The organism is Gilliamella sp. B3367, from assembly GCF_026536825.1.
Taxonomy (GTDB): Bacteria; Pseudomonadota; Gammaproteobacteria; order Enterobacterales; family Orbaceae; genus Gilliamella; species Gilliamella apicola_E.
Map to the genome: position 1 here is coordinate 220,919 of NZ_JAFNNJ010000003.1, position 12,989 is coordinate 233,907.

A 12,989-nucleotide genomic window follows, 5' to 3' on the forward strand; every position below is an offset into this window, starting at 1 on the left:
AATTTTGGTTAAAATTTACAACACAATATCAATTTATAATGACTTAAATAACTCATCATTTCGGTATTGAATTGTGTAACTTACTTGGATCTCCGTCTAACGACAAAAATTTAGGTCGGTAATTATCTCAATAGATAGCCCCATTTTGCAACAGGTATTTATTAATCGATTAACTAATACCTGCTTGATGCAGATCATGAATATTCAGCGCACCAACCAATTCGCCGTGATTATTTACCACAGGTGCAGCAGTAATATTATGATCATTAAATGATTTTAAAGCTTCGACCGCTTTCCAAGTTTCAGGTATTTGATGTCCTGGACTTGTCATTACATCGACAATATTATCTTGTAATGTACCATGTTTTAGTAACAAACGGCGTAAATCGCCATCTGTAAAAACGCCAACTATTTTATTATCATCTTGGCATATTGCAACTAACCCCACACCAGTACGACTTAATTCTAACATGGCATCAAGTACTGTTGCTGATTGTGGTACTCTAGGAATTAAATCACCCTTACGCATAATATCTTTTACATGATTTAATAGTTTAGCGCCTAAACTGCCAGCTGGATGTGAACGAGCAAAATCTTCTTCCTTAAATCCACGAGCTCGCATAACGGCAATTGCCAGCGCATCGCCCATCATTAACGTATTAGTTGAGCTTGAGGTTGGAGCTAATCCCATTGGACACGCTTCCTTTTCGATTGAAATGTCCAGCACTGCTTGCGCAGCTAATGCTAATGGGGAATCAAGTCCACCTGTTATGGCAATAACTGGAATATTCATTGCTGCAAGAATGGGTAAAATAAATTGAAATTCCTTAGCTCGTCCTGAATAAGAAATCAAAATCACGACATCATTCTCGGTCACCATTCCTAAATCACCGTGTAATGCTTCAGATGGATGCATAAAAAATGCTGGGCTACCAGTACTGGCTAATGATGCTGCGATCTTTTTACCAATATGACCAGATTTACCAATGCCTGACACTACAACTTTGCCTTTTGTTGACAAAATTAACTGACAAGCCTTAACAAAACTCTCACCAAGCCGAGCTGGCAGCTTCTGTGCCTCATGAAGCTCAAGTTCAAGTAATTCTCGACCATATTGTAATAATTTTTCCATTTTTAGCCACTCATCAAATTAAAACTAAAAAATATATATTGATTAAATTATTAATAGTCTAGCAATTAACTATTCAATATTCAAAAGCCTTTTAGAATAAAAAGATAAGAAATAATTGAGGAGCGCACTTTTTGGAATAAAAAATGTTGAGGAACGGGGTTTTTAAAGCTTTAGAATCCTAATCCAACTTTCACTCCAAGCACGATTAATATCACGCCTAACAACTTATCAATAATCACCTGTAACTTAAAATAACGACGTTGGACAATTTGGGTTTGGAAGACGAATACTACCATCGGCCACCAAATTGCAGCTTCAAGCCAGATTATAAAAGCAACTACCAGTTTATCTACCATCGTTGAGCTGGCATTAAGTAGTTGAGTAAAGATAGCTAGAAAAAACAGCGTGGCTTTTGGATTAAGTAAATTACACAATAGCCCTTGCATAAACGCAGCTTTGGCTGTGACATTCAGTTCCAGCGCTTGTTTGGAAACATAGGCGGTGCCACTGCTTTTGGCTAGTAACGCTTTAACGCCAATCCATAACAAATAAGCGGCTCCGGCATAACGTAATGCATTATAGAGCCAAGGGGTGGCGGTGATTAATACAGCAATGCCTGCCACACAGTAACTCATATGAATGGCGATAGCACTAATTACTCCTAAACAGGTCATTAATGCTATTTTTCGGTTGTAGCTTAAACTATTTTTTAAGACCAGAAAAAAATCTGGCCCGGGTGATATCATGCCTAAACAACTAATGGTTATGACCAAAATTAAGGTATCGACTGTCATTTTTGCTCTTGTGCTGCATTGTTTAACGTGGCGATGTTTGATTTATGTTGTTCGATAAATTGCTTTTTATCGAAGTTTTCACCAATTAAGTAATCAGTTAAGAATTTTGCATTCGTTTTAATTTGTGCACCATTCAAAATCATTCTTGGTAAGTCGATTTGGTAAATGGTTTGGTTGGATGATTTTTGTAAATCATCACTATTCGCATTGGTTAATAAGTACAATTTGCGTTCTTTTTCCGACAATTTTTTAACGGTTTCGGTACCCGCACCCATCATTAAATGGTCAGGGAAGATATAAAATACGGTATTATCTAGTAAACCTTGCACTTTTAGGTGGTTAATAAATTGCCCTAAATTGTAATCGAGAGATGCGGCTACAAAAGACATGTTGTCATGCTTTGGGCTAATAACAGAGGTCATGCGTTCATCGTTAAAGCCATTTGGTGCATGGGTTGAGACGGTCGAAACAAATAGCGCAAATGGTTTGTCATTATTTTTCATCTCTTGTATTTGCTGTTCGGCGATGTCTAATATATCTTTATCATATAACCCAAATGGCGCATTTGGGTATTTGCCTGGATAGTTTTTTTCAGATACCACTTGCATTCCAACTACTTCTGCTGTGTGGCCAATGCTCGCAAATTCAGGACCAGCCATAACGTAACGAGTTTGGTAGCCCGCTTGTTTTAATACATCACCTAAAGTGACTAATTTAGTCGAGTTAGCGTTTCTTAAAGGCGATGTTGAATGCTCACCAATTAAAAATGGTACACCGGTCATATAAGTATACATTGAGGCAGTTGTCCAGGTACTACCTGCACTCATTGGCATATTTGGATAAAAGGTATATTGTTGCTTTAGCTGTCTTAAATTAGGCGTAATATCAGCAAAATCTAAAAATCCTTGCTCGAAAGATTCTAACGATAACACAATAATATTTTTGCCTTTTTGACTGTTTAACTGTGATTTTGCAACATAATCATTCATATTGAGCGTTTGTAATGCTTGCTCGAAGGTTGCTTTTGGCGCACAGGTGACTTGATAGATTTCATAGAGGCGACTAATTGGACCATTATGATAACTAATTGAAGCAATTGCGATGACAGCAAACAATAAGCGCCATAACAATCGGCATTTATTGCGAAATAAGTTGGCTAATTTACTAATTATAAAAACTAATCCTAAAAAGACTACAATCACTAATACAGCCTGTAACTTGAAGATAAATAATCCTTCAATAATGTCATTCACATTTAAATTCACGTAAAACTGATAATCAATAAATCCACCACTAAAATAGATAGAGGTGAGTTCCATAACAATGATGACGGTCATTAAGACAATGGTGAGCAGTTGCCATTTTTTTTGTTTAAAAAAAGAAGCTAAGGTAATAGTTAAGATAAAAAGTGGTAATACGATTAAAGTCGAAAACGGCATAGTTAATGATACTCAGATTTTCTTAAAACGGGAATATTGCATCAGTATATACGTTTTAATCAGAAAAATAAAAATCGTAGATTGCAAGGTAATATTAATGCGTTGATTTTATTATATGTAACAAGCTTAATGATAATTATTATTGTTTGTTGTTGATAATTGAAAGCATTAGCAATAAGATAGCAACAATTATTTTATTTCCTAAAGCTGAAAGGTTTATGCTATGTTGTTACGTAGATTTGCCATTGTTTTGCTATTATCTTGTTTTTCCTATAGCTATGCTGATGTCACTTTACCGGCCCCACAAAAGAAAGAGGGTATGGGATTATTTGATAGTCTTAAAAAGCGTGCTTCAACGCCGGGTGGAGGATTTCCAACAGGTATGGTGTCTGACGATGAGCTTTCAAGTGTACTTTGGGCAGCCAGTGGCTTAAATCGAGGTAAAAACGGTTGGACAGTACCAATGGCAAGTGGTAAACCGCCTTATGTTCGCCTGTATGTTGCAAGTGAAAAGGGAACCTTTATATACGAGTGGGAAGGGCACTATCTTCGTGAGATCAATAATCAAGATATTCGTGGCGACATCGGTAAACAAAGTTTTACTAAACGTGCACCTTATATTTTTATTTTTGTGTCTGATGGTGACAATCTTAAAGATTATGATACCCAACAAGCCAATGATTTTAGTCAAATTGCTGTTGGCGCAATGAGCCAAAATGTTTATTTGTCGGCGACAGCATTAAAACTCAGCACACGTTATATCCATTCAATCAATCCTGAATTTATTAGTCAATCATTACAATTGCCAGAAAACAGCAAACCAATAGGGATTATGTTGTTAGGAAAATAAAGGAGTAGGAAGTGAAAAGGTATTTAACTTTAGTTGTTCTACTAATTGCCAGTTTAGCTGTTTTTAGTTCCCCTTCTTATGCAGCCGAAAAGAAATATGAAAGCTGGAATGCAATTATTGATGAGATGGATATCATTTTGAATGATGCCTACAACATCTATTTTATGAAAGACGTCGAAGGTGCTAAAGCCCGTGTTAACAATGCTTACTTTGGATTTTACGAAAAGCATGGCGTTGAGCGCGCAGTGATGTCTTATATTTCAGGTAAGCGCGGTACTGACACTGAATACCAGTTTGCAAAAATTAAACGATTAATGACACAAAATGCGCCGAATAAAACGGTGCGAGCAGAAATTGACGTTATTTTAAAAATGCTCCATGAAGATGCCAATGAGTTAGATGGTAAAAAAGAGAGTGGTTGGAGTGTATTTTTGGCGTCGTTTATCATCATTTTCCGAGAAGGGTTAGAAGCGATATTGGTTATCGCGGCTATCTCTGCCTATCTTGTTCGCTCAAATAATAAACCGATGCTTAAAGTCGTTTATCTTAGTAGTTTGTTTGCGGTGTTCGCTAGTATTTTAGCGGCGATAGCGTTACATACAATTGTGGGATTAAGTGGTGCCAACCAAGAAATTATGGAAGGTTGCGCCATGTTATTGGCAACGGTAATGCTGTTCTTTATTAGTAATTGGATGCTGTCTAAGTCAGAATCCATAGCATGGAAAAACTATGTCGAAGGTAAGGTCCAAAATGCGGTTTCTACAGGCAGTAGTTTTGCTCTAGGATTTGCTGCCTTTTTAGCAGTATTTCGTGAAGGCGCAGAAACTATCATCTTCTATCAAGCCATGTTAGCAGATGCTAATGAGCATATGGATATGGTGTGGTATGGTTTGGGCGTGGGAATGATTGTATTAGCGTTTGTGTTTGTTATTATTCGCTTTGGTACGGTTAAATTGCCACTTAAACCGTTCTTTATTTGTACCAGTGCCTTAATGTATCTGATGGCGATTGCGTTTGCTGGTGGTGGTGTAAAAGAGTTGCAAGAAGCTGATATTATTCAGGTTACACCGGTCGATTTTGTTCATTCGGTTGAGATATTGGGTATCTATCCAACAGTTGAAACATTACTACCACAGTTGTTCATGGTAGTGGCAGTGATAGGGTCGATTATCTATTCCACAAAATATAAAAAGAAATAATTAATATAAAACATTAAAAACGATTAATGAGTGGTGATAAATCGTAAATACATTGGTAGTAAATTGTTATTGACTAGTCATGATTTTATTGATTAGTGATTAAAAGTGAAAAACAAAATTAAGGAGTTTTCAATGAAAAAACTATTAGTCTCTGCTGGTATTTCATCAATACTTGCACTTTCTTCAATGGCTTATGCTGCTGCACCTGCACCAGGTGAAGAAAAAGGCTTCGAAGAGTTTCCAATTGGTGATGAAGTAACTGTTGGTCCTTTACACATCGGTGCAGTTTATTTCCAACCTGTTGATATGGAACCAGCTGGTATGGGTGGTTTACCTGCTTCAAAATCTGATATGCATATTGAAGCTGATATTTCAGCGGCTGAAGGTAATAACTTAGGTTTTGGTACTGGTGATTTCGTGCCTTACTTAACTGTAAAATATAAAATCCAAAAAGAAGGAAGTGATAAAGCTATCGAAGGTACTTTTATGCCTATGAATGCTTCAGATGGTCCTCACTATGGTAACAATATTAAGTTAGATGGTGCAGGTAAATACAAAGTAACATTTACTATCGAAAACCCTGAAAAACAAGGTTATTTATTACATGTTGATAAAGAAACTGGTGTTGAAGGTCGTTTCTGGACTAAACCAATTGAAGTTTCTTGGGACTTTAACTATATCCCTCATGCATGGTAATAATTATTTTTAATTGAATTAAATTAATAAATAATTAGTTGTAATATTGGCGAGTATAACAGCTCGCCAATAGACGTTGTAATTTTTAGGCAATTATTATGCTCCAATATCTTATCAAAATTACCGATAATACTTTTATACCAGTGATCATGTTTGCATTACTTAGTGCGACAGTTATTCAATTAAGTAAAAAACATCTTATCATCGGTTTTGTATTGGGCATGATAGCCGCGTTTATTTATGCAATATTAAAACGAAATACGGGTATTGCAGTTCGTGAATTTTATGATCTTGGTACCAATGTTGCTTGGTGCATCATAGTTGTTCCATTGCTTATTAGTTTATTTTTTAAAAAATCTCAAGCTCTCAATATTTTATTAATAGTGATTGCTACCGGAATTATCACCTCACAAAGCCTACCGAATATTTTGCTTTACCCATTTGAATTTGATGTTGGCATGGACTCAATTTTCAATAATGATTATTTGTTTAAATGGGTGGGTTACGGTTTTGCTTTATTCGTTTGTATTTTAATTGGATTGTTTGTTTATCGGCTTTGTACAAGGTTTTCAACTCGATTTGTAATTGCCATTACATCGCTAGCCATTATTTTCTTTACTGCACAAAATGCAATTAACTTACTTCGAATCCTAATTGTGAGACGGTTTATCTCGCCACAAAAGTGGATGATGGATTTAGTGACTTCCGTTTTAGATCATGTCAATTTGTTTACCTTTATCTTTATTGTATTGGTGCTAGTACTAAGTATTTTGTTATACATCAAATCCAAAACTACCTCCTTAGTCGGCAGTAATCCTGCCCAAGTGCGTAAATTGAAAGCAAGTTTACGCCGGGATCGTCGGACCTCATTATTATTAATGGCGGGCATTGCTATCACCGCTTACACCGTTACTCGTGCGCGCTATATTTTTGAAAAAGGGGTGGAATTAACCCCGGCTGAGCCAGTAACACCTAATGCCGATGGTTTGATTGTAATCCCATTAGATAAAGTCAATGATGGCAATCTGCATCGTTATGGTTACAAAGCAACGGATGGAACATTAATCAGATTTATTGTAATAAAGAAAAGTGAAAATGCTTATGGTGTTGGCTTTGACGCTTGTGACATCTGTGGTGCAAGTGGTTACTATCAGCGCGGTAATCAAGTTGTCTGCATTTTGTGTGATGTGGTGATGAACATTGCCACGATTGGTTTTTCTGGTGGCTGTAATCCTGTCCCGCTCAAATACGAAATTTTAGATGGCAATATGATTATTCGACCTACTCATCTTGAAGCAGAAAAGAGTCGCTTTAAGTAGACGGTATAAAAAGGAAGAAAATATGTTTCGTAGAATGTTACTTAGCGTGTTAGTTCGTCAAAAAAAGAAGCTATTTTTAATTGCTTTAACCGTTGCTTTAGGTGTTTCACTTGCGACTGCTATGTTAAATGTGATGTTTGACGTTGGTGATAAAGTTAACCAAGAGTTAAAAGCCTATGGCGCTAACTTAAGCATTGTGCCAAAAGGTGCGTCGATGGTTAATGAGTTATATCAGCTCGATGACAAACAAAACGCATATATTAAGCAAGATGATTTAGTCAAAATTAAAATGATTTTCTGGGCGTATAACATTGTTGATTTTGCCCCTTATTTAACCACCCAAGTTACGGTTAATGATAAACCGGTTACACTAGTTGGAACATGGTTTAATAAACATCTGACTATTCCAACTGGTGACAAAGTTGACACTGGAATATTAGCCATGAAGTCATGGTGGTCGATTGAAGGCAACACCATGAAGGATGATAATTTGCAAGGCGTAATGGTGGGAGAAACTATTGCCAAGCAATTGAATCTTAAATTAGGTGATAATATTGAGATAACTTCACCTACTAAAAAAACTACCCTAACTGTGAATAACATCTTTCATAGTGGTGGTGTTGAAGACAATGATCTTTATGTCTCACTGCCTGTTGCTCAGTATATGGCGAACAAAGAAGGTTTGGTAGAACGGGTTGAAGTAAGTGCTCTCACCACTCCTGAAAACGATTTAGCCCGTAAAGCAGCACAAGATCCCAATAGCTTAACGCGAGCTGAGTGGGATAAATGGTATTGTACTGCTTACATCAGTTCGATCGCCTATCAATTAGAAGAATTAATGCCAGATATTCGAGTAAAAGCGATAATGCAAGTAGCTGAATCAGAAGGCTCTATTTTACAAAAAACACAATTATTAATGTTATTGCTGACAATTTTATCGTTAATTTGTTCGGCACTGGCGATATCTAACTTAGTTACTGCTAACGTGATTGAACGTAGCACTGAAATTGGCTTATTAAAAGCACTAGGCGCAACTAATACCTCGGTATCCATGTTGATTCTTAGCGAAATACTGATTATTGCATTATTCGGCGGTATGGCCGGCTATTTTATTGGTCTCGGCTTTGCACAAATTATTGGCCAGACGGTGTTTGGTTCGTTTGTTGAGCCTAAAATGATTATTGTTCCATTGGTATTAATTATGGTAAGCCTGATTACCTTATTAGGTAGCTTGCCAGCATTACGTATTATGATGTTCTTACGCCCAACCGATGTATTGCATGGACGATAAGCGAGGCTAAATGATGATGAGTAGAAACCAACGTTTTATTTTAAAAACGATATTTAGCTCGCTAATTCGCCGTCGTTCTAGGATTATTATTGCTCTACTCGGCGTAGCAATTGGCGCGACAGTATTACTTGGTATGGTGACGCTTTGTTATGATATTCCAAGACAAATGGGACAAGAGTTCCGCTCTTATGGCGCAAATTTATTAATGATGCCAGCCAATAATCAACCTACCATATCAATGACTGAGGTGAAAAAAGCGGTTGATTTACTGCCGAGAGATAAAGTACTAGGTGTCACACCTTTTCGTTATAACTCCATCCGCAGTAATCAACAACCCTATACCATCGTTGGCACACAATTTGATCAGGTCACCAAAACCAGTCCTTATTGGAAGATAGAAGGTGAATTACCTCAAAAAGCCAATGAAATTATGATCGGTACTGATATAGCCCAGTTTGCTAAACTTAGCATTGGTAGCACCATGCCGATTTCAGGAAAATCTAAAGAAAACTCTCGCTTTGATGAAGATTTAACTATTACTGGTATCGTGAAAACAGGCCGTGTTGAGGATAATTTTATCTTTATCGATCTTAGCGTTCTTGAAACGCTACTTGAAGAAAGCAATCAAGCTGAAGTAGTCGAAATTAGTATTACAGCAACCCAAGATGAGTTACAGCACTATATTCAAACTATCAAAGAACACTCCACCACAATCGAACCGCATCTTATAAAATGGGTAACGCAATCAGAAGCATCTGTGCTCGGTAAGCTATCATCTTTACTCTACCTAGTAACTTTAGTGGTGTTAATTTTGACCATGATCTGTGTGGCCACTACCATGATGACTGTAGTAATGGAGCGTCGCAAAGAGATAGGACTGAAAAAAGCCATCGGTGCAACTAATAGGAGTATTGCCAAAGAGTTTTTAGTAGAAGGGCTAATTTTAGGTATTATTGGTGGGGTGATTGGGGTTATTTGTGGTTTAATTTTTGCTCAAGTGATTAGCGACAATGTATTTGGGCGCTCAATTGTCATTGAATTTTATTTGATACCAACAACGATTGTCATTTCGGCTGTGGTAACCATCATTGCGTGTTTGATTCCGGTAAAACGTGCACTTGAAGTTGAACCAGCATTAGTTTTACGTGGCGAATAGGATAGTAAAGTATGAATATGCTAGAAGTTAATAATGTTTCAAAGATCTATGGCTCTTTACATGCCTTGTCAGAAGTTAACTTAACCGTTGAAGAAGGTAAATGGCTATCCATTATGGGACCTTCAGGCAGTGGTAAAACCACGTTAATGAATATTATTGGTTGCATGGATAAACCGTCGCTGGGTTCAGTAATTCTAGATGGACAAGATATTACCCAACTTTCATTACCCCAACTAACGGAAATTCGGCGTGATAAAATTGGTTTAATCTTTCAACAGTTCCATCTTGTCTCTTATCTAACCGCATTAGAAAACGTAATGGTGGCGCAATATTATCACAGTATGGTAGATGAAAAGGAAGCCTTACAAGCATTAGAACGTGTGGGACTTGCAGCGCGGGCCAAACATTTACCTCGTCAATTATCGGGTGGGGAACAGCAACGCGTTTGTATTGCTAGGGCATTAATTAATTACCCAAAACTGATTTTAGCTGACGAGCCAACTGGTAATTTAGATGAAAGCAATGAAGCAATGGTCATGAACTTACTACATCAACTTCACGAAGAAGGAAGTACAATTATCGTTGTTACGCATTCGTCCGAAGTATCAAAACATGCGCAAACAACGGTAGTTCTTGAACATGGTAAAGTAGCAAGTATTATCAATAATTAATGATTAAAAGGTCTAAATTTATGAAAAATCGCATTGTTTCATCTGTACTATTTATCTTAATCGGAGCGTTACTTATTCTGTTCCCGCTCTATATTTTACCAGTCTGCCCACTACCGGATGTGCAATCTATGCCAGCCGATGCTATGCATTCTGCGCCAATGGATGGGCACATGCACAATGCTGGTGGCAAAATCATGAAATGTTTTTGGACATCAAGGGCGGAAATAGGTATTGGTAGTTTAGTGATAGCCCTTGGTGCCTTAGTATTACTTAGCCGTTCGTTATTTGTACGTATGGGATTAAGTATGGCTATAGCTTGTACTGCGGTCTTAGCAGCTGCGATTCCAACTATTTTAATTGGTGTATGCGGTAATGAGATGATGCGTTGCAATATGGGGGCTAAGCCAGCATTGATATTATTGTCAGTAGTATTAGCGATTGTTGCTATTATCAATGTGATATATTTAAATAAACAAGCTAATCGCTAGTAACTATTAGCAACTATTAAAAGCATTAGTCAGCCTTAACACCAATTATAGAGAACTCCAACATGCAAGAAATAACTATAGCGAATTTAGCATGGCGAAATATCCAACGACGACCATTTCGAAGTTGTTGCTTGATTATCATCATTATGCTTTTTTCCGCTACGCTATTTGGTGGTAGTGTATTGATGAAAAACCTAAGCTTAGGAATTTCAGGCATGGCTAATCGGTTAGGTGCGGACATTCTTATTGTGCCTTATGGTTATGAAAAAAATCTTGAAGTCGCCTTATTAAGAGGCGAACCAAGTAGCTTTTATCTAAAAGCTGACTTAATTGATAAAATCAAAGATATCAAAGGAATCGAAGCGGTCTCACCACAACTATTCATTGCTTCGTTAAGTGCTGGTTGTTGCACATCAAAAGTTCAATTAATTGGTTTTGATCAGCAAAGCGATTTTGTGATCAAACCTTGGCTACAAACACAGTTAGAACAACCACTGCAAGACGATCAGGTCGTGGTAGGCAGTAAAATTACCTCAAATGTAGGTGATGAAATTAAATTTTTCAATCATCCCTTTAAAATTGCCGCTAAAATGGATAGTACAGGAATGGGTTTTGACACCTCAGTTTTTATGACCATCCCTGCTGCTCATTCGCTTATGAAAGAAGCCAATTTAATTGAAGGCGATACTGACCACTTTGCTAACTATGTGTCATCGATTTTTGTTAAAGTCGACCCTGACTATCAGTCTAAAGATATTGTTAATCAAATCATGCCCAAATATGCTATCGATTACAATATTGATTTTGTGATGACCAAAGGTATGTTAAGTAATATATCTAAATGGTTAAATGGCTTCTCAACTATTGTCTATAGCTTATCGGCAATATTTTGGGTGTTAGCGATTATTGTGATCTTTGTAATATTTTCCTCATCCCTTAATGAACGAAAACGCGAAATCAGCTTATTACGTATTTTGGGTGCATCGCGCAGTGATCTGGTTAAAATGTTACTGCGAGAATCCCTTATCATTAGTGCTTTAGGTGGCCTTGCTGGTATAGTGGTTGCTGGCGTATTAATTTATGCCTTCAGCTTATTGATATGCCAAACGATAGGTTTGCCATGTATGAATATTTCAATTACCGATGGATTAATTTATGCCTTCATCGTATTTTTGCTGACATTAATTATTGGTCCGCTGTCTAGTATTTATTCAGCATTATCATTAACTAAGTTTGATACTTATCAAACATTAAGAGAGGGTGAATAATGTTATTGGATATCAAAAACCTTCGCAAAGATTACAAGCGCGGATCACAACACTTTTCAGCGGTGAATAATGTTAGTTTTTCAATGGCACAAAGTGACTTTATCAGCATTATGGGTAAATCAGGTAGTGGTAAAACGACGCTGCTTAATATGATTGCTGGGTTGTTAACGCCTACTCAAGGTAAAATCACGATTAACGGCACCAATTTATTCGATCTTGATGACAAACAAGTATCGGCGTTTCGTAATCAAAATATTGGTTACATTCCACAAGGTAGCAGTTTATTACCTAATTTAACTGCTCTGGAAAATATTCGCTTACCGTTTTCTTTAACGAAACGTGAAAACCAATCGAGCTTAAATTCTGCAATGGAATTGCTAGAAAAAGCCCAAATTAGTTATTTAAAAGATGCTTATCCAGCCAACATGTCAGGTGGTGAAATGCGTCGAATAGCTATTTTACGTGCACTAATTTGCCAGCCACAAATAGTCATTGCCGACGAACCTACCAGCGATCTTGACGATGAAAGTTCAACACAAATTATGGCATTATTAGCCGATATTCATCAACAAGGCACAGGACTATTGATTGTTACTCATGATAATGATGTAGCAAGTTACAGCCAAAAAACATTAAAAATGTCAGCGGGGCGGTTAATCGATTAAATTCGGCGCTGTCATTATCAT

13 protein-coding genes are annotated in these 12,989 nt (G+C 37.0%); 10 read left to right on the top strand and 3 right to left on the bottom strand.

From position 1 onward, the window contains the following. Positions 1-169 precede the first annotated feature (169 nt). The 3 genes from gutQ to J3U23_RS06950 all read right to left on the bottom strand — a co-directional run bounded on the left by gutQ (position 170) and on the right by J3U23_RS06950 (position 3,365). Entirely contained in the window at positions 170-1,132 is a 963-nt protein-coding gene (gutQ, locus tag J3U23_RS06940; protein ID WP_267338861.1) for an arabinose-5-phosphate isomerase GutQ, read from the bottom strand. Positions 1,133-1,302: 170 nt separating this feature from the next. Further along, complete coding sequence (locus tag J3U23_RS06945) at positions 1,303-1,926, bottom strand: LysE family transporter (protein ID WP_267338862.1); 624 nt, start codon at positions 1,924-1,926, stop codon at positions 1,303-1,305. Next, the gene (locus tag J3U23_RS06950; RefSeq protein ID WP_267338863.1) at positions 1,923-3,365 is read right to left on the bottom strand and encodes an LTA synthase family protein; all 1,443 of its coding nucleotides are present in this window, start codon (positions 3,363-3,365) and stop codon (positions 1,923-1,925) included. Before J3U23_RS06950 ends, J3U23_RS06945 begins: the two co-directional genes overlap by 4 nt. A gap of 223 nt (positions 3,366-3,588) precedes the next feature. Between J3U23_RS06950 and J3U23_RS06955 the strand changes: the two genes are divergently transcribed. From J3U23_RS06955 to J3U23_RS07000, 10 genes are all read left to right on the top strand, one after another. Beyond that, on the top strand, positions 3,589-4,215 hold the full coding sequence (locus J3U23_RS06955) for a nitroreductase family protein (protein WP_065563570.1): 627 nt from the start codon (positions 3,589-3,591) through the stop codon (positions 4,213-4,215). A gap of 11 nt (positions 4,216-4,226) precedes the next feature. Then, entirely contained in the window at positions 4,227-5,414 is a 1,188-nt protein-coding gene (locus J3U23_RS06960; RefSeq protein WP_065563569.1) for an FTR1 family iron permease, read from the top strand. Between the two features lie 132 nt (positions 5,415-5,546). Beyond that, positions 5,547-6,110, top strand: a complete 564-nt coding sequence (locus J3U23_RS06965; RefSeq protein WP_065734643.1) for an iron transporter — start codon at positions 5,547-5,549, stop codon at positions 6,108-6,110. Positions 6,111-6,208: 98 nt separating this feature from the next. Beyond that, complete coding sequence (locus J3U23_RS06970; protein WP_267337039.1) at positions 6,209-7,429, top strand: Fe-S-containing protein; 1,221 nt, start codon at positions 6,209-6,211, stop codon at positions 7,427-7,429. Positions 7,430-7,451: 22 nt separating this feature from the next. Further along, positions 7,452-8,720: an ABC transporter permease gene (locus J3U23_RS06975; RefSeq protein ID WP_267338864.1), complete on the top strand. Its 1,269-nt coding sequence runs from the start codon at positions 7,452-7,454 to the stop codon at positions 8,718-8,720. Positions 8,721-8,730: 10 nt separating this feature from the next. Then, on the top strand, positions 8,731-9,876 hold the full coding sequence (locus J3U23_RS06980) for an ABC transporter permease (RefSeq protein WP_267338865.1): 1,146 nt from the start codon (positions 8,731-8,733) through the stop codon (positions 9,874-9,876). Positions 9,877-9,887: 11 nt separating this feature from the next. Next, positions 9,888-10,547 carry an ABC transporter ATP-binding protein gene (locus J3U23_RS06985; protein WP_267338866.1) on the top strand — a complete coding sequence of 220 codons (660 nt, stop codon included), beginning with the start codon at positions 9,888-9,890 and terminating at the stop codon, positions 10,545-10,547. A 20-nt stretch (positions 10,548-10,567) separates the two neighbouring features. Further along, entirely contained in the window at positions 10,568-11,035 is a 468-nt protein-coding gene (locus tag J3U23_RS06990) for a DUF4418 family protein (RefSeq protein WP_267338867.1), read from the top strand. Between the two features lie 62 nt (positions 11,036-11,097). Beyond that, positions 11,098-12,303 carry an ABC transporter permease gene (locus J3U23_RS06995; RefSeq protein ID WP_267338868.1) on the top strand — a complete coding sequence of 402 codons (1,206 nt, stop codon included), beginning with the start codon at positions 11,098-11,100 and terminating at the stop codon, positions 12,301-12,303. Beyond that, positions 12,303-12,968, top strand: coding sequence for an ABC transporter ATP-binding protein (locus J3U23_RS07000; protein WP_065563561.1), 666 nt, complete (start codon positions 12,303-12,305; stop codon positions 12,966-12,968). Before J3U23_RS06995 ends, J3U23_RS07000 begins: the two co-directional genes overlap by 1 nt. Positions 12,969-12,989: the final 21 nt, after the last annotated feature.

Bases quoted from the DNA above. Each gene is read 5' to 3' on its own strand.
- gutQ (WP_267338861.1), bottom strand. From the start codon at position 1,132: ATGGAAAAATTATTACAATATGGTCGAGAATTACTTGAACTTGAGCTT.
- J3U23_RS06945 (WP_267338862.1), bottom strand. From the start codon at position 1,926: ATGACAGTCGATACCTTAATTTTGGTCATAACCATTAGTTGTTTAGGC.
- J3U23_RS06950 (WP_267338863.1), bottom strand. From the start codon at position 3,365: ATGCCGTTTTCGACTTTAATCGTATTACCACTTTTTATCTTAACTATT.
- J3U23_RS06955 (WP_065563570.1), top strand. From the start codon at position 3,589: ATGTTGTTACGTAGATTTGCCATTGTTTTGCTATTATCTTGTTTTTCC.
- J3U23_RS06965 (WP_065734643.1), top strand. From the start codon at position 5,547: ATGAAAAAACTATTAGTCTCTGCTGGTATTTCATCAATACTTGCACTT.
- J3U23_RS06970 (WP_267337039.1), top strand. From the start codon at position 6,209: ATGCTCCAATATCTTATCAAAATTACCGATAATACTTTTATACCAGTG.
- J3U23_RS06975 (WP_267338864.1), top strand. From the start codon at position 7,452: ATGTTTCGTAGAATGTTACTTAGCGTGTTAGTTCGTCAAAAAAAGAAG.
- J3U23_RS06980 (WP_267338865.1), top strand. From the start codon at position 8,731: ATGATGATGAGTAGAAACCAACGTTTTATTTTAAAAACGATATTTAGC.
- J3U23_RS06985 (WP_267338866.1), top strand. From the start codon at position 9,888: ATGAATATGCTAGAAGTTAATAATGTTTCAAAGATCTATGGCTCTTTA.
- J3U23_RS06990 (WP_267338867.1), top strand. From the start codon at position 10,568: ATGAAAAATCGCATTGTTTCATCTGTACTATTTATCTTAATCGGAGCG.
- J3U23_RS06995 (WP_267338868.1), top strand. From the start codon at position 11,098: ATGCAAGAAATAACTATAGCGAATTTAGCATGGCGAAATATCCAACGA.
- J3U23_RS07000 (WP_065563561.1), top strand. From the start codon at position 12,303: ATGTTATTGGATATCAAAAACCTTCGCAAAGATTACAAGCGCGGATCA.